Source organism: Methylobacter tundripaludum SV96 (assembly GCF_000190755.2).
In the GTDB taxonomy this organism is placed as follows: domain Bacteria; phylum Pseudomonadota; class Gammaproteobacteria; order Methylococcales; family Methylomonadaceae; genus Methylobacter_A; species Methylobacter_A tundripaludum.
Genome location: NZ_JH109152.1, coordinates 466,602 through 491,411, shown reverse-complemented (window position 1 = coordinate 491,411; position 24,810 = coordinate 466,602). Strand labels below are relative to the sequence as shown.

Annotated in this window: 27 protein-coding genes; 21 read left to right on the top strand and 6 right to left on the bottom strand. The window is 50.1% G+C overall.

Going from position 1 to position 24,810, the window contains the following annotated elements; all coding sequences use genetic code 11:
• Positions 1–75: 75 nt before the first annotated feature.
• Both METTU_RS02200 and METTU_RS02195 read right to left on the bottom strand, forming a co-directional pair.
• Complete coding sequence (locus tag METTU_RS02200; RefSeq protein WP_006889664.1) at positions 76–1,173, bottom strand: DegT/DnrJ/EryC1/StrS family aminotransferase; 1,098 nt, start codon at positions 1,171–1,173, stop codon at positions 76–78.
• 198 nt (positions 1,174–1,371) lie between these two features.
• The gene (locus METTU_RS02195; protein WP_006889663.1) at positions 1,372–2,307 is read right to left on the bottom strand and encodes a Gfo/Idh/MocA family protein; all 936 of its coding nucleotides are present in this window, start codon (positions 2,305–2,307) and stop codon (positions 1,372–1,374) included.
• A 243-nt stretch (positions 2,308–2,550) separates the two neighbouring features.
• Between METTU_RS02195 and METTU_RS02190 the strand changes: the two genes are divergently transcribed.
• From METTU_RS02190 to METTU_RS02135, 11 genes are all read left to right on the top strand, one after another.
• Positions 2,551–4,563 carry an HDOD domain-containing protein gene (locus METTU_RS02190; RefSeq protein WP_006889662.1) on the top strand — a complete coding sequence of 671 codons (2,013 nt, stop codon included), beginning with the start codon at positions 2,551–2,553 and terminating at the stop codon, positions 4,561–4,563.
• Between the two features lie 724 nt (positions 4,564–5,287).
• Positions 5,288–6,235, top strand: a complete 948-nt coding sequence (gene cas6 / locus METTU_RS02180) for a CRISPR system precrRNA processing endoribonuclease RAMP protein Cas6 (RefSeq protein WP_006889661.1) — start codon at positions 5,288–5,290, stop codon at positions 6,233–6,235.
• Positions 6,232–6,555: a type III-B CRISPR module RAMP protein Cmr1 gene (gene cmr1, locus METTU_RS02175; RefSeq protein WP_040579547.1), complete on the top strand. Its 324-nt coding sequence runs from the start codon at positions 6,232–6,234 to the stop codon at positions 6,553–6,555. The genes cas6 and cmr1 overlap by 4 nt, the downstream gene beginning before the upstream one ends.
• 140 nt (positions 6,556–6,695) lie before the next feature.
• A complete protein-coding gene (locus METTU_RS02170) occupies positions 6,696–7,427 on the top strand; it encodes a hypothetical protein (RefSeq protein WP_040579544.1) in 732 nt (243 codons plus the stop codon).
• A complete protein-coding gene (gene cas10 / locus METTU_RS02165; protein ID WP_006889659.1) occupies positions 7,424–9,328 on the top strand; it encodes a type III-B CRISPR-associated protein Cas10/Cmr2 in 1,905 nt (634 codons plus the stop codon). Before METTU_RS02170 ends, cas10 begins: the two co-directional genes overlap by 4 nt.
• A complete protein-coding gene (gene cmr3, locus METTU_RS02160) occupies positions 9,329–10,495 on the top strand; it encodes a type III-B CRISPR module-associated protein Cmr3 (RefSeq protein ID WP_006889658.1) in 1,167 nt (388 codons plus the stop codon).
• A 326-nt stretch (positions 10,496–10,821) separates the two neighbouring features.
• The gene (gene cmr4, locus METTU_RS02155; protein ID WP_006889657.1) at positions 10,822–11,712 is read left to right on the top strand and encodes a type III-B CRISPR module RAMP protein Cmr4; all 891 of its coding nucleotides are present in this window, start codon (positions 10,822–10,824) and stop codon (positions 11,710–11,712) included.
• Complete coding sequence (gene cmr5 / locus METTU_RS02150; protein WP_006889656.1) at positions 11,709–12,098, top strand: type III-B CRISPR module-associated protein Cmr5; 390 nt, start codon at positions 11,709–11,711, stop codon at positions 12,096–12,098. The genes cmr4 and cmr5 overlap by 4 nt, the downstream gene beginning before the upstream one ends.
• A 12-nt stretch (positions 12,099–12,110) precedes the next feature.
• Complete coding sequence (gene cmr6 / locus METTU_RS02145; protein ID WP_006889655.1) at positions 12,111–13,217, top strand: type III-B CRISPR module RAMP protein Cmr6; 1,107 nt, start codon at positions 12,111–12,113, stop codon at positions 13,215–13,217.
• 179 nt (positions 13,218–13,396) lie between these two features.
• Positions 13,397–13,789 (top strand): hypothetical protein, encoded by a 393-nt coding sequence (locus METTU_RS02140; RefSeq protein ID WP_006889654.1) that lies wholly within the window; start codon positions 13,397–13,399, stop codon positions 13,787–13,789.
• 61 nt (positions 13,790–13,850) lie between these two features.
• Entirely contained in the window at positions 13,851–14,090 is a 240-nt protein-coding gene (locus METTU_RS02135; protein WP_006889653.1) for a CRISPR-associated protein Csx3, read from the top strand.
• An 80-nt stretch (positions 14,091–14,170) separates the two neighbouring features.
• Here the strand turns inward: METTU_RS02135 and METTU_RS25035 are convergent, their stop codons facing one another.
• Positions 14,171–14,482 carry a hypothetical protein gene (locus METTU_RS25035; RefSeq protein WP_436969934.1) on the bottom strand — a complete coding sequence of 104 codons (312 nt, stop codon included), beginning with the start codon at positions 14,480–14,482 and terminating at the stop codon, positions 14,171–14,173.
• Between the two features lie 257 nt (positions 14,483–14,739).
• Between METTU_RS25035 and METTU_RS02130 the strand changes: the two genes are divergently transcribed.
• The 8 genes from METTU_RS02130 to METTU_RS25030 all read left to right on the top strand — a co-directional run bounded on the left by METTU_RS02130 (position 14,740) and on the right by METTU_RS25030 (position 19,022).
• On the top strand, positions 14,740–15,123 hold the full coding sequence (locus METTU_RS02130) for a reverse transcriptase family protein (RefSeq protein ID WP_050897706.1): 384 nt from the start codon (positions 14,740–14,742) through the stop codon (positions 15,121–15,123).
• Positions 15,124–15,177: 54 nt separating this feature from the next.
• Positions 15,178–16,536, top strand: a complete 1,359-nt coding sequence (locus METTU_RS02125) for an IS1182 family transposase (protein ID WP_006889238.1) — start codon at positions 15,178–15,180, stop codon at positions 16,534–16,536.
• 145 nt (positions 16,537–16,681) lie between these two features.
• The gene (locus METTU_RS02120; protein WP_050897705.1) at positions 16,682–17,188 is read left to right on the top strand and encodes a reverse transcriptase domain-containing protein; all 507 of its coding nucleotides are present in this window, start codon (positions 16,682–16,684) and stop codon (positions 17,186–17,188) included.
• On the top strand, positions 17,185–17,589 hold the full coding sequence (locus METTU_RS02115) for a hypothetical protein (protein WP_006889652.1): 405 nt from the start codon (positions 17,185–17,187) through the stop codon (positions 17,587–17,589). The genes METTU_RS02120 and METTU_RS02115 overlap by 4 nt, the downstream gene beginning before the upstream one ends.
• Before the next feature lie 48 nt (positions 17,590–17,637).
• Positions 17,638–18,141 carry a CRISPR-associated endonuclease Cas1 gene (gene cas1, locus METTU_RS02110; protein WP_050897704.1) on the top strand — a complete coding sequence of 168 codons (504 nt, stop codon included), beginning with the start codon at positions 17,638–17,640 and terminating at the stop codon, positions 18,139–18,141.
• A complete protein-coding gene (gene cas2, locus METTU_RS02105) occupies positions 18,138–18,416 on the top strand; it encodes a CRISPR-associated endonuclease Cas2 (RefSeq protein WP_006889651.1) in 279 nt (92 codons plus the stop codon). Before cas1 ends, cas2 (METTU_RS02105) begins: the two co-directional genes overlap by 4 nt.
• Positions 18,413–18,694, top strand: coding sequence for a CRISPR-associated endonuclease Cas2 (cas2, locus tag METTU_RS02100; protein ID WP_006889650.1), 282 nt, complete (start codon positions 18,413–18,415; stop codon positions 18,692–18,694). Before cas2 (METTU_RS02105) ends, cas2 (METTU_RS02100) begins: the two co-directional genes overlap by 4 nt.
• Before the next feature lie 166 nt (positions 18,695–18,860).
• A complete protein-coding gene (locus METTU_RS25030; RefSeq protein WP_436969933.1) occupies positions 18,861–19,022 on the top strand; it encodes a hypothetical protein in 162 nt (53 codons plus the stop codon).
• Between the two features lie 313 nt (positions 19,023–19,335).
• On the opposite strand, the gene METTU_RS02095 is transcribed toward METTU_RS25030, so the two are convergent.
• The 3 genes from METTU_RS02095 to METTU_RS02085 form a co-directional block, all read right to left on the bottom strand.
• Complete coding sequence (locus tag METTU_RS02095) at positions 19,336–19,776, bottom strand: hypothetical protein (protein WP_006889649.1); 441 nt, start codon at positions 19,774–19,776, stop codon at positions 19,336–19,338.
• Positions 19,777–20,008: 232 nt separating this feature from the next.
• Entirely contained in the window at positions 20,009–22,420 is a 2,412-nt protein-coding gene (ppsA, locus tag METTU_RS02090) for a phosphoenolpyruvate synthase (RefSeq protein WP_006889648.1), read from the bottom strand.
• Between the two features lie 149 nt (positions 22,421–22,569).
• Positions 22,570–23,625, bottom strand: coding sequence for an IS701 family transposase (locus METTU_RS02085; RefSeq protein WP_006889647.1), 1,056 nt, complete (start codon positions 23,623–23,625; stop codon positions 22,570–22,572).
• A 484-nt stretch (positions 23,626–24,109) separates the two neighbouring features.
• Between METTU_RS02085 and METTU_RS22065 the strand changes: the two genes are divergently transcribed.
• Together METTU_RS22065 and METTU_RS23925 are read left to right on the top strand one after the other, a co-directional pair.
• Positions 24,110–24,625, top strand: a complete 516-nt coding sequence (locus METTU_RS22065; RefSeq protein ID WP_040579540.1) for a hypothetical protein — start codon at positions 24,110–24,112, stop codon at positions 24,623–24,625.
• On the top strand, positions 24,615–24,800 hold the full coding sequence (locus METTU_RS23925) for a hypothetical protein (protein ID WP_217182757.1): 186 nt from the start codon (positions 24,615–24,617) through the stop codon (positions 24,798–24,800). The genes METTU_RS22065 and METTU_RS23925 overlap by 11 nt, the downstream gene beginning before the upstream one ends.
• Positions 24,801–24,810: the final 10 nt, after the last annotated feature.

The window sequence follows — 24,810 nt, the reverse complement described above, 5'->3', positions numbered from 1 at the left end:
GGGTACGCTGCGCGTACCTTTTATAGGGTTAAAAACGCCCCGGAAAGTGGTACACACAGCGTACCCTACGTAATTTTATGACGTCAAAACACCCCGAATAACCGCCACTATCTCCCTGATGGTGTCATCCTCAAGAGACGGACAAATCGGCAATGACAAACAGTTGGCCGCAACAAATTCGGTCACCGGCAAACTGACGCCGGCGTATTCCTCTTTAAACACATTCTGCCGGTGCAAAGGCACGGGATAGTACACGGCACAGCCAATCTGCTTATCCTGCAAGGCTTTCATAACTTCATCGCGACGGTCGCATAACAACGTGTACTGGTGATAAACGTGCTCGCCCAGACCGTCTTCAAACGGCGTGGTCAACGGCAAATCGGCCATCAACTCCGAATACAGATGCCCGGCATGACGACGGCCTTTATTGTATTGGTCAATGCGTTTTAATTTGGCTCTTAAGATGACCGCCTGCATTTCATCAAGCCGACTGTTGTAGCCGATCACATCATGGTAATAACGGACTTCCGAGCCATGATTGTGCAACATTTTGAGCTTTGCCGCAGTCTCGTCGGAGTTGGTGACGACCAGTCCGCCATCGCCAAACGCACCCAGGTTTTTGCTGGGAAAAAAGCTGAAACCGGCCGCATGGCCGATAGCGCCGGTTTGCTTGCCGTCGATGCTCGCGCCGAACGACTGGCAGCAATCTTCGATCAGCTTTAGATCATGCCGGTCGCATAGCCGCTTAATGGCCGCCATGTCGGCCGGTTGACCGAACAAATGCACCGGCATGACCGCTTTGGTTTTGGGAGTAATCGCTTTTTCTATCGCTTCCGGCGAGATATTGAAAGTCTTGGGATCTATATCGACGAAAACGGGAATCGCGCCGACATATTTGATCGCTTCCGCCGTAGCGATAAAGGTGAACGCGGTGGTAATCACTTCATCGCCTGCACCGATGCCTTCGGCGATCAAGGCCAGATGCAGCGCATCGGTTCCTGAAGCCACCGCAATAGCGTGTTTAACACCCAAATAATCGGCCGCTTCTTTTTCAAAAGCCTGAACATTAGGCCCTAATATAAACGAACAATTTTCGATTGTTTCAGCCAGACCGCGCTCAATTTCATCTTTAATTTCAACGTATTGAGCCTTCAGGTTTACCATTGGTATCATGTTTTATTGCCTTTATGTTTATCGATTGATTGTGCTCAAGCGGGATGGGGTTTGCAACCCCGTCCCTAACGTTTTCGCCAGACGACCCGAACCAAACGGCTATTCAAACCAGATCAAAACGTTTCGGACGGGGCAACATGCCCCGTCCGGCTGTTAACTGAATTCCCACGCCGGAGCGTGGGGAACTATTAAACCCAGTTATTTATCGCCTAATAACCGGGTGATGGCTATCGCAGTTTCCAGCGCTCTTTTTCCCGCTTCACCGGAAACCAGCGGGTTGTCCCCGGTATGAATGCAGTTAACGAAATGCTTGATTTCTTCCAACAGCGCATCGCCGCTTTCAAAAACGGATTCTTCCGTTTCTATTTCAGGAATGCCGGGGAACATTTCTCCTTTGCCGGTGCGATGTTTGGTCAAGATACGATTCTGGAAATCTACAGAGACATAGGAAGACGGCCTGAACATGCGCATTTTGCGTTCCATCTTCATGCTGATCCGGCTGGCCGTCACATTAGCCACGCAACCGTTTTTAAACAGCAAGCGGGCATTGGCAATGTCGGTGCCTTGCGTTAAAACCGCCGTGCCGCTGGCATCGATGCGTTCCACCTCGGAATCCACCAAGGCTAAAATAATATCGATGTCGTGGATCATTAAATCCAGCACCACGCTGACATCATTGGCGCGCGGATTAAACGGGGACAGGCGGTGGGATTCGATGAACAGCGGTTTTTCCTCCTTGTCCAGTCCCAATACCGCCGGATTAAACCGTTCCAGATGCCCGACCTGAAAAATCAAATTCCCTGCCTTGGCAATGACGATCAATTCATCGGCTTCTGCAACCGTCACGGTAATCGGTTTTTCAACCAGCACATGCGCGCCGGCATTGAGAAAATCCCTGGAGACCTTATGATGCAGTGTCGTAGGCACCACGATGCTGACCGCATCGACTTCACCTAACAGCGATTGATAGTCCGTCAGCGCTGTTGCGCCGTGTTTTTCGGCAACTTCTTTAGCCGCCGCTTCGTTAATATCGACAACCGCAACCAGTTCGCAATCAGGCAGAGACGCATATTTTTCTGCGTGAAATTTGCCCAAGTAACCGGTACCGATAACAGCGCATTTTAATTTTTTCATGTGATAATTTTACATCCTGTCTATTTGCAACCCCGCTCTAGGGGCGAACTTATTCGTCGGTATTGTAAACCATCACTATGTATTCAGAAAATTTTGTACCGGGCAGTCATCGTGACTGATTTTTGATGTTATGCTAAATACCTATTTAAAGATATTGATCGACAATTCTCACAATTTCCCCTGAAAATTTATTAGACTTTCTTTACAGTACAGCAATAAAACCTAGACCATGGAGAAGATGTCATGACTGACGAAGATAAGGACAACACCGAACTCATAAAAAAAGCGGCTCGATCCATTCTTAAGGATGAAATCAAACATCTTCAGCTTGTCCCTTCTGTCGCCATCAAACTTTTAAAGCTCACCAATGACGATAACGCCAGGATCGAGCACTTATCCTTAATCATAGAAACGGAACCGGTGCTGGCTGCAAAAATCCTGAAACAGGTTAATTCCGCCGCTTACGCCCTGCCCAACAAAATAACCTCCATTAATCGCGCCGTGACCATGCTGGGGTTTTCTACCGTACGCCAGCTTGCGATAAACCTGCTGCTTTATAACAAACTGATTCAACGAGGTTCAAAGCGGGCGTTCGACTTATTGTTTTTCTGGCAGCATTGCCTTTATGTAGCATCATTAAGCCGGAGAATAGCCGTCGCACTGAAGTATCCGGACCCGGACCTGGTTTATACCGGAGGGCTTTTACACGATATAGGCAAGATAGTTTTGGAGACCTATGGACGTGTGACTTACAGCGATTTTATTCATTCCATGGGTAAAAGCGGACATTCAACCATTGAAGAGGAACGTCGTTTTTTCGGGATAACGCATACCGAGATGGGTCATGTTTTTTGTCTGGAATGGCAATTACCGCCATCAATCATGGCAATCGTCGCTTTCCACCACAACCAGCCGACGGAGACGTCTTCGTACGCTAAATATAAAACGGAAATTGCCATCGTTTCCTTCGCAAACTACATTGCCTGGATACAGGGCATCGGCTCGGCTACCCACGATAGCCACTCGAAATTGCAAAGCGCCGTACTCGAAACGATTAATATTGACCAACTGGATCTTGAAGCCCTACTGCAACAGGTAGATCAGGACATGAAAATCACTCGGGAATTCTATGACATCCAGCTGCCCGGTTTAACCACGTTACGGGCCACGTTGGTTAAAGCGACCATTAACCTAAGCCAGATAAGCGAGGATAAACCTTTTTCAGCTGTCGATATGTCCGGCAGGAAACCGTCATCCTGTTTAACAGCGCCCCATCACAGCCTTAACCCTGATGACTTTATACCCCGGACTCTGGAGGCGATACAGGACGAATTTTGTTTCGACCGCAGCATCATGTTCACCATCGATCCCAAGCGCCGCTGCCTGATCGCGTCATACTGGTGGCCGACATCAATATTACCCACAGCGCTGCAACCCTTCGAGATCGACATGAGCGGCATTTCCGGCTTGCTATTAACCTGTCTGCGCGAGAAGAAAGCCGTCATCGTTAATACCGCCATAGAGCGCGACAACCCAATACTTCAACGCTTAAATACCAGCGAGTTTATCGCTGTGCCGGTCTTGCATCACAATCGTCTGAGCGGCGTACTTTATGCCGATAATTCACAGTCGAAAAAACCGATGCGCGAATCATTACTGCCGGAAATAATGCCCATTGCCTACGAATTGGGGATCGCCATGTTTAATGCCAAACAATACGACCAGCAGAAAAAACACGCGCAGATCGACCACTTAACGCAGCTTTTCAATAAGCGAATGCTCACCAATTTCCTGACTGAGATTTTTCAAGGGGATGAATCCAAACTGACCAATATCGCGATTGGCTTTGTCGATATAGACAAGTTCAAACTGTTTAACGACACCTGCGGGCATCAAGCCGGAGACGATGCCTTAAAGATTGTTGCCGATATTTTGCGCAGCTTGACCCGGCCCGGAGACTTCATCGGCCGCTACGGCGGAGAAGAGTTTTTATTTGTGCTTAGAAATACTGATGCAAAAGGCGCCTACGGTTACGCCGAGCGCATCAGGTCGGAAATTGAGCGTCGCGGCAAGCTGATGAACCAACGGTTTCACGGTCATCTACTGACAGTCAGCATCGGGGTATCCCTGTATAGCGCCGACTATACCAATTACACCGACATGATCGAAGCCGCCGATCAAGCCATGTATCAAGCAAAAGAAGAAGGCAGGAACCGGATTGTTATGCTGCCCGACGTTGAAACCGGCAACAAATAACCTGATTAGCGAAAAACCTCGGTCGGCACCGCGATACCGGCATGACAGGCCGCTTATTATCCTAAAAACCGCCGTTCAAACTATTGTTGCGGCGCGACATTGCAAAATCGGACGGTTTTTAATGTTCATTGTTAAATCAACAGCTTGCGAAAAAATCTAGTTAAAGTGCGCCGTATATTGATTTATAAAGGGAATTTTTGTTTTGTTCAGGTTTCTGGGTGGTTTTTAGGACGATTAATGAAAATCTCACACACCGCGCCGCAAACAGCCGAAATTTCTCTTGCAAAGCAACAACCTGCAAGGGTACAGTTGCACCGCCCGGACTTTGATAACGGGATGAAAACCTTTCTTTCAATGCTTGCAGTTTTTCTGGTAATTTGTTGCACCGCCCGGACTCTGATAACGGGATAAAAACATGCTAAACGAATACCAATCCGGCCGGGAAGCCTAGCCCTTTAGAACCCCGAAGCGAATCCATAACCATCCTGCCCAGCCGCGCGCTGACCGCCATCCATGCTGGTTTGAAGCCGCCGAATCGGCTATCTGGCTGACATTGCTTGTTGCATTTAAAAAAAAGCGTTAGTATCCGCGCCAGCCTGTTAATTACCTGCCTTCTTCGTCCTCCGCAAAAACCATTGTCTTGTTGACGTCAATGGTTTTTTGTCACATGCACAGAACGTAAGCACATTAATACCGTTCACATTCAATCCTGTTAAGGTGTTTTTTGACTGCACATACCCGTTTAAACCCTGCCAATGCCGTTACCGAAAACCCGGCATTTCGCCTGGCCTGTTTTGAATTTCAACTTTGCCTAACCGAAGCCACCGAACTCCCAGTCTACAAGGGCTCCAGCTTTCACGGCGCATTCGGGCACGCGCTGGCTCGCATCGGCAGCCACTTCCGCGATTATTTCTACAACCCGACGCCGCCTGCCCACTGGAGCGACGCCCAACAAGCGCCGCCCCGGCCTTACGTACTGATTCCGCCCCTGGATGAAAAAACCCGCTACGCGGCAGGCGACACGCTCAACCTTGGCGTTGTCCTGTACGGCGCTGCCGTCGATTATTTCCTGATCGTGTTTGCCGCGCTGGAGCATCTTGGCGAGTTTATGGGCTTAGGCAAACAACGCGCCCGGTTCAGCATCGACAGCATTACGCAACTGACCTCCGGCGGGGCCGGTACCCTTTACCGAAACCGCCAATGGCTGGGACAAACCCAAGCCATGCAAGCCGGACAGTTTTTCGCCGACACGCCGCCATCCCTGTCGCGCATACGGCTAACCCACCACACCCGATTACGGCTGAAAGCTGGCAACCAATTGCTGAACACAGTCCCGCCGTTCAGCCTGTTGATGAACCGCCTGTTAAGCCGCATCAACGCCCTGGCGACGCTGTACGGCGGCGGCATAGCCATCGCCCCGGAACAAAAACAGCAGCTACTCAAGCTGGCCGAAACCGTGCAAATCGAGCACAGCACCCTGCAATGGCACGACTGGGAGCGCCATTCGCAACGCAGCCACAGCGACATGCCGTTCGGCGGCCTGCTCGGCGAGACGATTTACAGTGGAGAGCTTGCGCCGTTTGTGCCGTGGCTGGCGTTAGGGCAATGGGTAGGGATTGGCGGCAAGACGAGTTTTGGTTTGGGTTTGTATAAAGTGGAGAAAACGCAATGACAGAAATTATTTTAAAACTTCGGGTTGTCACCCCTTTATTTATCGCTGGTGCAGAACAGGAGCAACAAGCAGAGCTGCGTGAACCATCAATAAAAGGGCTGCTGCGTTTTTGGTATAGGGCAATTTATCCCGATGATCCAGAGGGAGAAGCAAAAATTTTCGGCGGACAGGGAAAAGGTCAGGGGCAATCTGGCGTTTTATTGCGTATAACCGACAGAAAATTGTCTTTGGGCCATAAAGATGATGATCGCTGGAATAAAACAAAAACCGCTTACTTGGGTTACGGCGTTATTGTTCGTGATAAAAAAAAAAAGAAATAACTACAAGACCTTACATTAAATCCGGCAGTCGATTTAGTTTAATCATTCGATTTAATCAATTCCGCTCTGATCAGTCACACCAATGTGTTTTGAATGCTGAAGACAAACTTCGGTTTAAACGAGCTTTGTGGGCGTGGCTTATGTTTGGCGGACTTGGCGCCAGATCCCGAAAAGGCTTTGGTTCGTTAATGCTGGACAGCGTTGTAGGCTTGGATGATGACTTACCCTGCCTTAATGCGAACAACAAGGAAGAGTTACAAGCATCAATACATACATTCATAAAAGGAATTTCAGCCTTCCAGCAAAAGCAAATTAGCGGTTACCCTGAATATACTCAATGGAGCGATAAAACAAGATGCGTAATCACAGGACAAGGTAAAAATGGCGAAGATGCATTAGAAAAGTTGGGTTGCAAAATCAGCTCGTTACGCTCTTATCAAAGTAAAGATAAATTGGCGTGGGTAACAGATGACCATGATTTAATGGATAAATTTGTTCGCAATGTGAGCGTACCAACGCATCCCCCGATTCGTTCAGCTTTTGGGTTGCCGCATAATTATTTTTTCTCTTCCTCCCAACAAAGCGGTGAAGTCAATTTCATGGATCAGAATGGTAAAAAAGGACGACGGGCCAGCCCGGTTTTTTTTACCGTTTATGAATTTTCAACACACACTCAAGCTTGTGTCGTGATGTTATTTTTGCCGGCAATACTCATTCCAGAAAATAAAGAAGTCAGGTTATCAACCGGTGAACAAGGCAAAGCTGGCTATCGCTACAAAGATTTAGCATTGATTGATGATTTTACAGCGATAACAGATATCCTTGATGAGTTTTCCAAGGCGGATAATCACGGCTTAAAGGTATATCCATGAGCAAAACCCTACACTTCAACTTCACCCCCGTACAAAGCTTTGTCGCCCAAGCGCGAAGAACGCGCGATTTGTGGGCGGGTTCTTATTTGCTGGCATGGCTCTCCGGGCAAGCCATGAATGCCATACTTAAGGACAACGGCAAAATATTAATGCCTTATATTGACGATGATTCGTTAATGGCGGCGATACAAGACCCAAGCCATGCTTCAGACTTAGCCAAAAGCTTGGGCACCTTGCCCAACCGCTTTACCGCGCAAATACCGGAAAACAAAGACCCCAAGGAGTATGCAAAAGTCATCCAGGATCATTGGATAAAAGTTGCCAATGCGGTACGAGACAAAATCGACCCCGGCAAATCGCTTATCGACGATGATTTCTGGAACCGGCAAATCAACAATCACTGGGAATTTGCCTGGGTGACCGGCGAAAAATCCAGCCTGGACAGCCGTAAAAACCTGCGCTTGCCAACACCCACAGAAGAAAGCGGCGAAAAATGCACGGTCTGCGGCGAGCGGCAGGAACTTTCCGAGTCGAAAAAATCCGAGTTTGTACCGAACCGGAAAAGCAGCAAAGACTGGTGGGCTAAATTCCAAGTAAGCGATTTAGACCTGCGTGAAAATGAACGCTTGTGCGCGGTATGTTTGACCAAGCGCCTGTTTCCGTTGGTGGCTGAAAAAGCTATCGGTTGGGAAGTCGAGCAATACTACCCATCCACCGCCTATTTATCGGCCATCGACTGGCTGGAAAAAGTGCTTATAAAAGCCAAAGATTCGGATGCTATTCAAAAAGCCGCTAATGAGCTGACCGAAACGGCAAAAAAACTACATCTTCATAACTCGGAATACAACACACATATAAACGGATTGTCGCATCACCTAAAAGACAGCGGCATTAACAAGCCCTTTATTGATTTAGACGGCGATGCATTTTATTTGTCCTCCATTGATGCCGACCAACTGCAAAAGCGCGGCAGCAACAAAACCCTATCAACCGGCGAAAAAAATGACTTACGCAAAGCGCTTATAAAACTGCAAAAAGCAGCCGGATCCAAAGCCACGCCGTTTTACGCGCTGCTGCTGATGGACGGCGACGGTATGGGCAAACTGATCGGCGATTGCGATACGGAAGAACGGGGAAAAATATCGAAAGCGCTGGCCGACTTTACCAGCCGAGTGCCGGGCATTGTTGACCAACACAACGGCAAGCTGGTTTACGCAGGCGGCGACGATGTGTTCGCGCTGTTGCCGGTCAGTAGCGCTATAAAATGCGCCGCAGACTGCCGAAGCGCCTATCAACAAGCCTATCAACAAGCCTTTGAACACTTGCCGAAAGGCATCACAGAGGCCGCCACCATTTCCGCCGCCGTGCAATTCGCCCACCAAAACATCGCCTTAAGCGTGGTCGTGAAAGATGCGCACCGCTTGCTCGACGACATCGCCAAAGACCGCACCGGGCGCGATGCCTTGACCTGCCGCGTATGGAAGCCCGGCGGCATAGTCTTGACTTGGGCGCAGCCTTGGACGGACGAGTTAAAGACCGACTTTGCCCAACTGCTTGATGAAATCATAGCCGCTTTTCGTCCAGACCCAACTAGCGACCGCTTTTCCAGCAAATTCTTCTACAAACTTCGCGACCTGTTTGAGCAAATCGAAAGCGATGACACCATCACCGATGAGGCGATACAAGACTTGCTGGCCGCCGAATACCTCGCCAACCGTGAACTCAAGAAAAATGACAAGGAAACGCAACGCAAGGAAGCTAAAGAGCGCGTCGAAAGGTTGTTGCTGTTATGCCGACAACAAACGCGCCACAGCGAAAACACGCCCGTCACTTACACAAAGGGCAAATACAACGCCGATGCCGCCTTGCTGGTGCGCTTTTTAGTCCAAAAGGAGGTTTAAATGACGGTAAGAACTTGGCAATTCAACGCCGCCGACAGCTTGTTTTTCGGCGCGGGAAAACCGATGAATGCAGGCGAGTCGTCCTGGATAGACTCGCAGTTTCCGCCGACCGGTCTAACCCTGCAAGGCGCGATACGCACCGCCGTGTTGTATTGCACCGAAGCCGATATAGACGCCTTCACTCACGGCAAACCGTGCTTCCCCGACGGCGGCAGCTTGAAAGCCGAAATCGGCTGTGCCAAAAACCTTGGCAAGCTTGAGCTGACCGGCCCCTTTTTGCATGACAACGGCGAATTGCTGTTTCCCGCGCCGCTGGATTTAATGAGCAACGCCCAAAACCAACGCGCCTTGCTTAAACCTGCCGGTGATCCCACCGCTTGCGACTTAGGCAACATCCGCTTACCGGCCGTTGACGGTAAGGGCTACAAGGTTTCGGAAAACTGCTATGTCAACCATCAGGACATGGCAAAGCTGCTGAACGGCGAAACCGACGGTATCAAACTGATCCCGCTTTTTGCCGACAATCCTAAAGACCTAGCCCTGGCCGACAAGGAACCCAAAATAGGCTTGGCGCGGGACAACAAAACCCGCAACTATGAAGAAGGCATGTTATTCGCCATCGCCCCGGTGCGACCCCGCAAAGACGTCAGCCTGCTTCTTCGGGTGCAAGGCATAGCGCCGGAGCATCTGCCGCAACAAGCGTCTTTGCAAAAATTGGGCGGCGAAGGCAAATTGGCCGCCATTAGCGTTAGCGATGAAGACATTAAAATGCCCGCAGCCCGGATAACGCCGGACGGCGAAACCGTGCGCTTCAAGCTGGTTTTTACCCAGCCCGCGTTAATGCCGGTTGACAGCGATGGGTGGTTGCCTGAAGGCTTTGCGCTATCGAAGGAAAAGGATCAATGGATTGGTCAACTGAGGATCGGACAACTGAACGCTTGCGAAGTCGCCATCATTTCCGCCTGCATCGGCAAGCCGCTAAAACTGGGCGGATGGGATTTAAAAGCAGGCTCGTCAAAAACCCATCAAGCCTACATCCCCGCAGGCAGCGTGTACTTTTGCGAGGCGCAGGCGAAAGACCGGGAAGCGATCCTTCAACTGCATGACACTAAGCTCGGCGGTAACCGCGAATACGGCTTCGGGCATGTGCTCGTGGGCCGTTGGTAATAACTTTCCGAAACGTGGACTCATCGCTCCCATGCGGAGCGCTCATTGTTATACACAAGTCTGTCCAAGACCGTCATTTCGACATTAGCAGACTCGGATGTAGGCCGGAATAAGACCATCCAAGCGCGTAGCGCGAGGTGGCGTTTCCGGAGAAATCGGGAGATGTTTGCCGGAAACACCGGTTCTCGCTGTCGCTTGAACCGACTTATTCCGGCCTACTTCAAGATGCAGAGCATGGGAACCATAAAAAACGCGGGGCAATCTAAGGTTAAGCCTCGCTCATTGACTCGCCTTAGATGGAAAAACCAACAAAACAGGAAACTACTATGACACCACAATCACGCCTCATCACCTTGCAAGCCATCACGTTCTTACATCCCGGCACCGGGCAAACCACCGGCGTCGTTGACTTGCCGATACAACGCGAAGTCCACACCGGCTACCCGATGTTTGCTTCCTCGGGATTCAAAGGCAGCTTGCGCGACAAAGCCGAACAGCTTTGGAATAAAGAGCCTGACAATGTAAAAACCCTGTTTGGTTCCTCGGTAAACGGTGATGAGACTAACACCAGCGCAGGAGCATTCAGCATCACCGATGCCCGCATTCTGGCTTTTCCCGTCCGCAGTTTGCAGCAGGTATTCGTGTGGGTAACCTGCCCCATGGTGATTCAACGCTTGCTGCGGGATATTGAACTGATCGGTTACGGAAAACCGGAAATAGCCCTTGACGATGCGTTGGCGCTGGTAGAAGCGAAAGCGTTGGCGGCGACCGGCTCTCCGTTAAAAGACCTGCTGATTCTGGAAGACGTCAATTTCAACGTGACCGCTAACAAGACCGTTGATGCGATTGTCGAACTGCTAACACCCTTGCTGGACGGCCAAGCCGGATTTGACGGCAAGCGGCTGGTCGTCATCCCCAACGACGACTTTCAGCATCTGGTGCGTTACGCCACCCAAGTATCGGCGCGGATTCAGTTAAACGACGAAAGCAAAACCAGTGACAATTTATGGTACGAAGAAACCCTTCCGCCCGAAACCCTGATGTATGCGCTGGCGTTGTGCCATGACCCGCGCCGTGGCAACGACCAAATCCAAGATGCCGGACAGGTTGCCCAAAAACTGCAAGCCTTGCTTGAAGACCGGTTCTTGCAAATCGGCGGCAATGAAACCGTCGGCCAAGGCTGGTGCTGCGTAAAAATCAGCGGAGGCCAATCATGAGCCGCACCCTGGAACAACGCCGCGCCGCATTTACATTAGCGTTTATTAAGGGCCAATTGAGTCTCGAAGAGAAAGACAAGGATAAACTCAGCACCCACATCCACAAGTCGCCCAGCCTGATCTTGCAATGCGGATTGGGCCAAGCCTTGGCGTTTTTGCTTGCCGATGCCGGAGATAAACCGAAAGCGCCGTCAAAAATACTTTACAACAGCCTGCAAGACTGGCTGTGCGGAGAGCCGGACGAGAAGCACCCGATGCGCGTCTATCAAAAAACGGAACTCATCGAAGCGCTGGTTACCGGCACAAGGAGCGACTACTTTCGCGCCCAGGAAGAAAGCCTGATGCTGTTTAACTGGCTGAAAAAATTCGCTGCGGCGAAATTGTAAGGAGCAAACATCATGTTGCCATTGTATGCACAAATCCCCAGAGACACATTTAAACAGACCAGTACCGCGCATTCCGGCTTGTTGTTCGATAAATTCCCCGATGGTTGGGATGAAAGAAATGACTACAAACCCGCCGATAATGCCAAGAAGCAGTTTTTTCTGGATGTCATCAACAAGTACCAAGCAACCAAGCCCCTATTAGAGGCTAACTTAACCGCCGCATTAACCCGGCAACGCGCCTTATTGAACCATTTCAAAGTCAAAGACCCAAGCCTTACCGTAACCACCGACTGGCGATTCGTATCCGGCTTGGGAGCCGCCCATCCTTACGAAACCGGCTTCATTTGGCATCGCACCTTAAGCGTCCCTTACCTGCCCGGCTCATCGGTTAAAGGCCTGATGCGCGCCTGGGCAACGCATTGGTGCGAACTGACCGAACAACAAGAGATCACCCGCCTGTTCGGGGCAAAGGATGGCGAGGCGAATTGCGGCGCGCTCATCGTTTTTGACGCCCTGCCCAGCCAGCCGCCCAAACTGGAACTTGACATACTCAACCCGCATTATTCCGAATACTATCAAGACTCAACCAAGCCGCCTGCCGACTATCTCAGCCCAAAACCGGTGTTTTTTTTAACCGTGGCTCCGGGGCAAGACTTCGAGTTTTTTCTGGCTCCGCGCCCTGGCGCATCCGAACAAGACCTTGATACCGGCTTGAAACTATTACGGAAAGCCTTGGAAACACTAGGCGCAGGTGGCAAAACCGCAGTCGGTTACGGGGTTTTTAAAGAATCCAAGGCAGCGCAGCAAAAAAGGGAAGCCGAACAAGCAGCCCAAAAACAAAGGGAATTACAAGAACAACGCATTAAAAACCTAAGCCCGCTAGAAATAGAACAGGAAGACTTTTTAAACAACATACCCGAGCAAGAATGGGACACCCGTTTACTGCAAGAACTGGACAAATCCCGCTGGACTGGTGAAGACGGCAAGCAGATCGCCGAAAAAATAAAACAACTGATGATCAACGCCGACAAATGGCACCCCGAATTTAAAGGCACAAACAAGCAAAAACTTAAATATAAAGAGCGTTCGCTTAGAGTTAGTGAATATTTAAACGAATAAATCGGTTTTTTCGTTCCATACAGCGCGAGTGAAGCCATCATATCGGCAGATATTGCCGGGGTGATGCTTTTCTTCATATCAGGAAATTTAAAGAACAGTTGCGAGGAGGTCGCTTTTAGAAAGCACACTACATGATTGAATAAACGTAAAAAACATATTAACAACTTGGAGACACAACAATGTGGGATTTAATCGACAAACTGGCAACTATTATCGGTCTTATTGCTGCGGCTATTGCCGCCTGGAATGCCCTGAAACTGCGCAAGGAAACAGAACAGCGCTGGCAAAAAGAGAATGAGCAGATTTACGTAATATTACGTAGCCCAAGCCAGAAAATTAGGCTGCCCGTCGAAATAAAACGTCGTGATTTTACCCGTAGCGAACTATTAGGCTATATTGGCATGTTGCCTTTGATTGAAGGCAAAACGAGATTCAACCTGAACTTTACCAGTACAGCAGAATTCTCGCAGCAATTAGAGATCATTCGACAAGCTGGAGTTGAATTTATCATTAGCTGCGACGAGAGCGAACTAGACCAGTTCAATTACGCAAAACAACCCGTTGCCGCATAGCCGATAGTTTGTCTTGCCTCATAGACAGCGGCCGACACTAAAAAATCAATTGGAATAAAACATGATAGAAATCAACCTTGCCGTCTTGTACAACCAAACCGCCAAACTGTCGGCATTGCCGGACTACGAGCAACAAGCCAAAGCCTTGGCGGGCGACGGGCGGGATGTTGTGTTGACCGGGGCGGCTCCGGTTTGGCTGTATCTTAGAATCGCCCACGCCCTGCACGGCAAGGTAAAAAGCCTGATTTACCGTTCGCCTGTTACCGGCGATGTGGTCATTTTCGATCACAATCCTTATTAACGCTGGGATTTGGCGAATGCGAATAGCCGTTTGCGGCGCGTCAGGCGAAAGTTTTGTGATTTTTTGCGTTTGCTGTGAAATCAACAGCTTGCTAAAAAATCGAGATAAAGCGCGCCGTATGTTGATTTATAAAAGGAATTTTCGTTTTGTTCAGGTTTCCGGCCGTTTTTTAGGGTTGCCGCCGAGTTCTTTACTAGGTGCGCCGCAAACAGCCGAAATTTCGCTTGCAAAGCAACAGCCTGCAAAGGTACAGTTGCACCGCCCGGACTTTGATAACGGGATGAAAACGCATTAACAACGAGCTCAATCTCTACAATCGTAGAGTTGCACCGCCCGGACTTTGATAACGGGATGAAAACGCCTTCATAGTTCTTCGCGTTTACATCCCCCACATAGGTTGCACCGCCCGGACTTTGATAACGGGATGAAAACTGAGGGCGGTTAAGAGTACCAGCCAGACTGTGATTGTTGCACCGCCCGGACTTTGATAACGGGATGAAAACAGTACTATTGGATGTCTATCTAAAAAGTTATCTTTGTTGCACCGCCCGGACTCTAAATAACGGGATAAAAATACGTTTGGGCGAATCTACTTTCGCCCAAACCACTTGCGTTTTAAGCACATCATTCCAGCCCAGAGCACGCCCTCATGCAAACACCCCAATTGTCCGATGCCTTGACCGATTTCAATCTCCATCAGGCCTGGAGCAAGGTGTATGAAAACCAGGGCTGCGCCGGTGTCGATTACCAAACATTGGCGGCGTTCGCAGACCGGCTGCACAAAAACCTCGAGACCTTGCGCGATGAAGTCAGCGATGAAACCTATCAACCCCAGCCGCTGCTGCGCATAGAACTGGAAAAGCCCACCGGCGGCACTCGCCTTCTGTCCATCCCAACGGTGCGCGACCGCATCCTGCAAACGGCGGTGACCCGCGTCATCGAACCTTTGTTCGAAGCCGAGTTTGAAGATTGCAGCTTTGCCTACCGCAAGGGCCGCAGCGTCGATCAGGCGCTAGGAGACTGTCGGATTTAGCAGTGCAAAAAGTGTTAAAATAACCCTATCGAAACACCAAATCAAAAAACAAAAATGGCTACCCAATTCATCCTGATTGATCGCGATACCCCCTACATTCTGCCCCCGTGTGTTCAGGATTATTTGCCTGAAGATCATATGGCCCGTTTTGTTGTCGAGATTGTCGATCAACTGGATTTACGGACGCTATCAGCCGTCTATGCGGGCAAAGGAAAGCGCCCCTATCATCCGGCGATGCTGTTGGCGTTGCTGTTCTACGGTTACGCGACCGGCGTATTTTCCAGTCGCAAACTGGAGAAAGCCACTCATGACTCGATGGCCTTTAAATACATCTGCGCCAACGAAAACCCAGATCACGACACCATCAACAGCTTTCGCAAGCGCTTTGGCAAAGAGATCGAAAGCCTATTTGTCGAGATATTGGTACTTGCACAAACCTTGGGGCTGCTTAAGCTGGGTACGGTGAGCCTGGACGGCACCAAGATTAAAGCCAATGCCAGCAAGCATAAAGCCTTGAGCTGGGATTACGCCAATCAACTGGAAGCCCAGTTCAAACAGGAAGTTGAAACCTTGATGAAACTGGCTGAAGCCGCCGACAATTCCCCGCTTCCAGAAGACATGGATGTACCCAAGGAACTCAAACGCCGCCAAGACCGTTTAGCAGTGATTGCCAAAGCCAAACAGGAAATCCAGGCCCGTGCCAAGGCGCGTTACGCGCAAGAAAAGGCCGAGTATGACGAAAAGCAGGCTAAGCGTGAACAACACCTGAGTGAAACCGGCAAGAAAATGGGCGGCAAAGCCCCCCAAGCGCCTACCGATGCGCCTCAAGGTAAAGATCAAGTCAGCCTGACCGATGAAGAGTCCCGCATCATGCCGACCCCTAATGGTTTTGAACAAGCCTATAACGCCCAAGCCAGTGTTGATATTGCCACCCACCTGATCGTTGCTCATCACATCACCCAACACACCAACGACAAACAAGAAATCGAACCGGCCTTAGCCAAACTGGAACAGCTCCCGGAATGCTTGGGGAGTGTTGACAACCTGTTGGCCGACACCGGCTACTTCAGCCAAGCCAATGTAAAGGCGTGTGCTGATGCAAAGATAAAACCGTACATCGCCCAAAAGCGGCAAAGCCATAACCAAGCCCTTGACGCCCGGTTTCAGCATCAGCCGGAAATAGGCGAAAGCACCTTACCGCCGGTTGAGGCCATGACCCATCGCTTAACAACCAAAGCGGGCAAAGCACTCTACGGCAAGCGAAAATCTACTGTCGAAACCGTGTTTGGCATCATTAAACACGTCCAGGGATTCAGGCAATTCCAGCTTCGAGGCCTGGAATCCGTCCAAAGTGAATGGAATTTAGTCTGTATAGGCTGGAATTTAAAAAGAATGCATGTATTAAGAGGGTGAGAGAGGAAAAAGAGCATTGAGCTGCCCATAAAACAGAACTATGGGCATTAAAAATCCCAATAAACCACTTTTTTAAATTTTAATCGTGATTAAGTGGGGAGGCTCGCTCTATTAATCCGACAGCCTCCTAGACCGTATTCAGTTATTGCAACGCCAGGGCTATCACTGGGTGGTGGATGCCGACATCCAATGTTTTTTCGACAGCATCGACCACACCTTGCTAATGACTATGGTAGGCAAGCTGGTTACCGATGTCGGCTTATTGCGCTTGATAGAGCAATGGCTTTGCGCCACGGTGGTCGACGGCGACCGGCGCTTTGTGCTGAGCAAGGGCGTCGCCCAAGGCTCGCCCATCGGCCCGTTGCTGTCCAACCTGTATCTGCATCATCTGGATGAAGCGCTGCTGGACAACAAGTTGTGCCTGATCCGTTTTGCCGACGATTTTTTGATCCTGTGCAAAAGCCGGGATCATGCCGAGCAAGCGCTGGAACTCACCGACAGCCTGCTGGGCGAATTGCGGCTAACACTCAACACCCGCAAGACGCGGATTGTGCATTTCAATCAGGGCTTTCGTTTTTTAGGGGTGCAGTTCATCCGCTCGCTGGCGTTTAAAACGGGGCCGACGAACCGAATTTGCTGGCTTTGCCGGTGAATAATGAAGGTTTGAGCGAACTCGGGCGTTCACCTCCCTGTGATCTGGATCCCGGCACAAATCTGTCTGGAACAGATTTGCATTCACCCGAAGGGCATCAGGCAGGATGGCCTGATGTGATTCCCTGCCGGGATGACGGTTCTGAAAGAGCCGCCGAGCCGCAAACCGTCATGCAGTTGGCGTTTTCGGAAGCCAACTTAAACGCCAAGGATTTCAGTGACCGCGAACACTCTCTTGAAAATACCGAACGCCTTGATGAGCAAGGCTTGCCCAGCGACCATGAGCCACTGTTGCGCACCCTGTATTTACTGCAACACGGGCAAGTCTTGGGCAAGGGAACTACTCACCCTATGCTAATGCTGGCTCCTATCATGTTCAAAGCCAGCTTTGAACTCCTATAGCACACTTTTCTGGAGTCCAAAGCTGGCTTTGGACAGTAAGAATCGACGTTGCTGTTAAAAAAGGAGGATAGTTCATGGGGCTTTAGCCGGCGCGTTCGGCAGCCGCCCACCGACGGCATTAACGCCATGCTGTCTTACGGTTACACGCTGTTGTTTTACAATATCTATTCGCTGTTGCGCAGCCGCGGCCTCAATCCGCAAGTCGGCTTTTTGCATGCGTTGCGGCAAGGCCACCCGGCGCTGGCCTCGGACATGATGGAAGAGTTTCGCAGCATTGTGGTGGATGCCGTGGTCTGGAAACTGGCAGTAAACGGGCAGTTGACGCCCGACGATTTCGACTACCCGAAAACGGCGGGCGAAGGCTGCTTCTTTAAGCCTCATGCGCGGCAAACGTTCATCAAAGCGCTGGAAGAAAAATTCAACTCGGCCATTGCCCACCCGGTTACCGGCACAGCGCTCGATTACCGGCGCTGCATGGAATATCAGGTACAGCATTTATCCCAGGTCATCCGCGGCATCGACGCGGACTACCAAGCCATGGTGCTGCGATGACCCGTTTATGGCTGATAACCTACGACATCAGCGATGACGATGACCGCAAAAAAGCACATGACATCCTGAAAAACTACGGCAAGCGCGTACAGTACAGCGTGTTTGAATGCCACTTGAGCGACAACGGCTTAAGCATGTTGCGCGACCGTTTGCTGGACGAAATAGACAGCGCCGACAGTTTGCGCTGGTATCCGTTATGCACCTGGTGCAGCGCGACGGTGTTTTTTCAAGGCCTCGGCTTGCCGCCTGAAGACGAAGCGTTTTTTCTGCAATGACGGTTTTTTATGTGATCTGTTTCGATGTGCATGACGCCAAAAGGTTGCGCAAAGTCTCCAACGAGATGGAAAACTTCGGCGTCCGCGTACAGCGTAGCGTGTTCGAATGCCATCTTGAAAGCGGCCAGTTGCAGGAGCTTAAACGGCGGCTGGACAAGTTGATGAACCCGACGGAAGATCAGGTGCGTTATTACAACTTATGCGGCAAAGACAAGCTGCACATCGTTATCGATGGCAGCGGACGGGTAAGCGCAGACCCGGATTATAATCTGCTCTGAGGCATGAAAAGCGGTTTGCGGCGCGTCGCTGCAAAATCGGACGGTTTTTAGGGTTCGCTGTTAAATCAACAGCTTGCGAAATAATCGAGGAAAATCGCGCCGTATATTGATTGATAAAGGGAATTTTTGTTTTGTTCAGGTAAATTAGCGGTTTTCAGGAGAATTGATGGAAATCCCGCGCACCGCGCCGCAAACAGACCAAATTCCGCTTGCAAAGCAACAACCTGCAAGGGTACAGTTGCACCGCCCGGACTTTGATAACGGGATGAAAACCCATAACGGTCAAATGTTTCAATACCGTACTTTTGTTGCACCGCCCGGACTTTGATAACGGGATGAAAACTTTCCCGTTAATAGCCTGCCGTATGAGAGTTACCTGTTGCACCGCCCGGACTTTGATAACGGGATGAAAACTTGAGTGCGCGATCCTTTATAGACATGCGGACAATGGTTGCACCGCCCGGATTCTGATAACGGGATGAAAACATGTGCTAACCGATTGGCGTGAAACCGTCCTTGTGTTGTTACCGCCCGGACTTTGATGTCGAAATCAAAGCGCAAAAAAAACGCCCGGTTAAGGGCGTTTTTTTCATTGCCAAACTTTAGAAGTTTTTCAAAATTCGGTGCTATTCATTTCACGGTCACCGTTTCAGGTTGATGACGATCCCCGCGCCATCTAACGATTTTCGCTTATCCACTTCCGGTTCTTGCGACATCAACACCTGACTATCCAAATATAAAGGCCGCGGCCTTTTGTTCTTTTCCGAAGCAAATATATTTAATGATTCTCCCTGAACGGCCTTGTTTTGTTCAATCGTCAGCCAGGCATTTTCAGAATCCTTAAATGGCATAGAAAGATCCAGCGGTTTTTGAAATTCAGCCTCTTCAGCAACCGCTTCCTGCTTATTTTTTGTTTTCTGTTTTGGCTTAACGAGGCTTTCTTTGCTCTTGGACTGCACTTTTTTTACTTCATTTGCTGAAGGAAGAGCATTATTAACGCCGGGCTTTTCAAACCCGGTCAGCAAAATAAATGAAGCCGTCACAAAACTCACTATAAACAGGCGATAATTTTTCATCTTCATTTTTTTCCTCTCCTGCTATAAAACCAAAAACTCTATATTATTTATTCTAGCCCAACATACAAAAACCGGAACGTTTCGACAGGGACTTTATTACAAGGACAAGCGTCCTTCAGTATACGTAGGGCGTGCCGCGCGCGCCTTAGCTTCCAAGGCGCGCGCGGCACGCCCTACGGCAGATGTCTTTTTGTTGTGAGGATTCAACAACTTTATGACTTTACCGGCATTTTACCGCTTATCTGCCCAAACGCCGTTCGGTTTCCAACACCCGCTGCGTAGTCTGCAACACGGTATCGGGATTCAAACTCATTGAATCGATGCCGATTTCCACCAGAAATTCCGCCATTTCGGGGTAATCCGACGGCGCTTGGCCGCAAAGGCCGCAATGTCTGCCGTTACGCCGCGCGCCGTCAACGGCAAGGCGAATCATTTCCTTGACGCCGGGATCGCGCTCGTCAAAATCCTCGGCGAGGATCGCGGAGTCGCGATCCACACCCAAGGTAAGCTGGGTCAAATCATTGGAGCCGATAGAAAAGCCGTCGAAATATTCGGAAAAAGCATCGATTTGAATGACGTTATTGGGAATCTCGCACATCACATAAATTTCCAGCCCCTGCTCGCCGCGTTTCAAACCCAGCTGCGCCATGTAGTCGAGTACGCGCCGGGCTTCCTCTACGCGGCGGCAAAACGGGATCATCAAGATAACATTGGACAAGCCCATCTCGTCGCGCACCCGTTTCATAGCTCTGCATTCCAGCGCAAAACCTTCTGCGTAAGCGGGATGGATGTATCGCGACGCGCCGCGAAAACCGATCATCGGATTGGCTTCATCGAATTCAAACCAGCGCCCGCCAAGCAAGGTGGCGTATTCGTTGGTTTTAAAATCCGACATCCGCACGACGACGGGCTTGGGATAAAACGCGGCGGCAATGGTGCCCACGCCTTCCGATAGTTTTTGGATAAAGTAATCTTCGGCGCTCGCATAATTTCGTGTTAACCGGCTCAGCTGTTCCCGTTCACCGGCATCTTGCACTGTCTCCGGGTGTATCAACGCCATTGGATGCGCCTTGATGTATTCGGTAATGATAAATTCCATCCGCGCCAGCCCCACGCCGTCATTGGGCAGGAAGCTGGTTTTAAAGGCCAGTTCGGGATTGCCGATATTGAGCATGATCTTGGTTTTCGGACGTTGCAGGCCCGACAAATCGGTGCTGTTAATAGCGAAGTCGAGCAGGCCGGAATAGACTTTACCGACATCGCCCTCGGCGCACGATACGGTGACCGGGCTATTATGTTTAATCATGGTCGTGGCATTGTCGCAACCGACGACCGCCGGAACGCCCAGTTCGCGCGAGATAATCGCCGCGTGACAGGTGCGCCCGCCACGGTTGGTGACTATCGCCGAAGCCATTTTCATCACCGGTTCCCAGTCCGGCGTGGTCATATCGGCCACCAACACATCGCCGGGATTAAAACTATTGAGCTGTTCGACGTTTTCAATAATCCGCGCATTGCCGGTGGCAATCTTGCTGCCCACCGCATGCCCGGTGACTATCGGTTCGGCTTTACTTTTAAGACTGTATTGTTCCAAAACCATGCCGCGCAATTGGGAAACCACGGTTTCCGGGCGCGCCTGAACGATGTACAGCGTACCGTCAAGGCCGTCTTTCGCCCATTCAATATCCATCGGTTTGGCCTGACCCGCTTTGGCGCTGTAATGTTTCTCTATTTTAATGGCGTAGTCGGCGAGGGTCAGCGCATCCGCATCGTTAATGCAAAAGCGGTTACGTTCTTCTTCAGAGGTCACAATGTTGTGGGTAGGTTCTCGGGTACGTCCTTCGCTGTAGACCATTTTTATTTTCTTCGCGCCCAGGGTGCGCCTTAACACCGCCCGATGGCCCTGCTCAAAAGTGGGTTTGTGTACGTAAAATTCGTCTGGGTCTACTGCGCCTTGCACGACGTTTTCGCCCAGTCCGTACGCGCCGGTAATAAACACCACATCCCTGAATCCCGATTCGGTATCCAGCGAAAACATCACGCCGCTGGCATCCAGGTCCGAGCGCACCATTTTCATAATGCCTATCGATAAGGCCAGCTTGAAATGGTCGAAGCCCTGATCGACGCGGTAATGTATCGCGCGATCAGTGAACAGGCTGGCAAAACAGCGTTTGCAGGAGTCCAGCAAGACTTGTTCGCCGCGTATATTCAGGTAAGTATCCTGTTGTCCGGCAAAACTGGCGGTCGGCAAGTCTTCGGCGGTGGCGGAACTGCGCACCGCAACGCTTAAGTCGTCGCCATACTGTTGTTTCAACTGATTGAACGCCTCGATAATTTGCTGCTCAAGGTCTTTGGGAAAAGGCGCGGCGTAGATTATTTCCCTCGCTTTACGCGCACGTTTGGCAAGGTCGGCGACATCGTCAGGATTCAAGTCATCCAAAGTTTGATGCAGCGCCTCCCAGCTATGTGTTTGATCCAATACATAGCGGTAAGCTTCGGCGGTCACCGCAAAACCGTTAGGGATTTGGATGCCTTGCGGCGTTAATTCCCGATACATTTCGCCTAATGAGGCATTCTTGCCGCCTACCAGAGACACATCGTCGATCGTTAATTCATTAAACCAACGAATATAGTTTGCTTGCTCGGCCATCATAGTTCCTTAAACGAATTATTCACTTTTTCATGATTGACACGTTGCCCGCGTTCATCCATGTCATTCAATCGGTTAAAACATAACCTTACCAAATTATTTTGCCTTGGTGTTGGCAGCATATCAATATGCGCACTTACTTACTGATGTTACGCAGCCTGCAGAATCTGAAGTTCTGCATAGGCTTGACGGGTTGCTTTAATAAAGAGCTTAGCTCGCAACGCAAAATGGTTCGTTTTGTGTTTTAACTTCAGGCATTCCAGCTTGAATACCGCGTAAATCGCCATAAACACATGATTGTTTTGCGTGGTAACCCTGCGGGTCGGCGACTTTGCCAATGCGGCATTGGATTTCAAGGATTTATGAAACACTTCAACTTTCCATCGTTTTTGATAGATTGTCGCGATCATGTCGCCGTTGCACGTCAAATCGCTGCAGACCAGATTCAACAACCCCGTGCTGCCGTCTTTGTTTGTAAAGACTTGCCGAACTAAAAGGACCTCATCTGCATACCCTTTTAGCCAGCCGCGCACGACCTGTTTATCCGATAATTCCAGGGTATCGATCCGTACAAAGCGACCTTGCTTCTTATCGGCTGCACTTAAAGCGACCAGACGGTTGTCTTTGAGCGCAGCGATAAAGTGCTTTTTCTTTTTCACAATAAACTCAAAGTTTTCCACGGAAGCGAACCAGCTATCCATCAACACATAACGAAATTTCAAGGCGTTATTCACGCAGGTGGCTATCATGCACCGCATCAATTCGTTTTTGGTGACTTCACTGGCCCGCTTCACCTGTCGCGTTTTCACATCGCAAAATTGCAGCGGCTTTCGCATCAGCTCAAACGCAACCGGAATCGATACCTCACCGCTGTAATACAGGGCATTCAGCAAGTTGATTCCCCGTACCGAACGCCCGCTGCAATGATCGAAATGCCAGTACATCACCTCATTTTCGTCCGTCCAGGCCTTCTCCTGGATCGTGTCGTCGAAAATCAACACGCCATCTTCCCGCTCTATCTGGCGAACTGTCGATTTTACCTGGCGCCATAAGTCTCGAGACGTGTATTCGCGTTCTGACAGAAAACGCGTCACTCGGTCATGGCTCACATCTCCATCCACCATCGACGATAATCCCGTGGCTGTCGCCGCTCCAAACGTGCTTATCAAATAATCTGTGTATAACTCTAATTCTGCTTTTTTCATTCGCACAGAATAACCAAATTTAGGGATGACTGCGTAACATCAGTTAATAAGAGATCAAGAAACCTCAACCAGCACAGCCATAATGGCATGGATGCCGATATCCATGTCCACGGACGGTAAACCTTACCGAAGGTGTAAATAAATCCGACATAACAATGATGACTGAAACTAACTTTGGTTGCTTATAATTGTTACCATTGAGATATGACAAAACATGTGGCTTAGCGTAGTCACCTTATAGGTAGCCGCACTTATTGATTTGAGAAGTTGAACCCTTTATCCTACAGGTACATGTACAATACAAACTGATTTTTTTGGCTTAATAGAGCTATTCGATCTTAATTAACAGAAGGGTGTTGCTTATGCCTGACCCGCTTAGCTCTTGGCAAAATTATCTTCTCGACGCCCTGCCCGAAGCCGAATTCGAGCGCAATACTCCTCATCTGGAATTGATCCAGATGCCGCTAGGTAAATTCCTTTACGAATGTTGCGTTATGCCTATTTTTCCACGACTTGCATCGTGTCCAAGCTTTACGTCATGGGAGAATGGCACATCGACCGAGAAATCGCCGTAGTCGGAAACGTGGCATCATCGGTGTCTCAATTTTCATGGGCGGTGGAACCCTGCCTAATCTGGTCGTCGTGCGGAGCGCTGGGTACGCCTATCGGCTACGAGCGCATGCTGGGCTATATGGCCGCAGATGTTCTGAACAAGATCACCCCGACCGCCATTTCCTATCCGCAGGAAGTGATCGTACGTGCCAATGCGTTGAGCGTAGAGCTCAAAACCCCGATTACGCCTGACTTCGAGTCCTTGGTATTCAAGGCCTCATGCGACATCGAGGATGTCTACGAGTTGACCTACACCCGCAAGGATGGCAGTCGCTTTCCGACGGTTGTGTCGGTCACGGCGTTACGCGCCGGGCATCATCGGTTACCTGTTGATCGGCACTGCCAATACTGCGCGACCAGCAGTTCTACACGCGATCATGACCACTGATCCGTCCCGCATCATTTCCGACATCAACAAGCAGATGGAGGCTCTCTCCGACTGCACGCGCGACGAGCAGACCGGCGCACCGTTCAAGAATGACTTCACCGATCCGGGCCGGGCCGGACCGAGACGAGCAGGCTGGATTCTTCCTGTATCTCACAAAACCCATCAAGGTCAATGAATTTATGAAC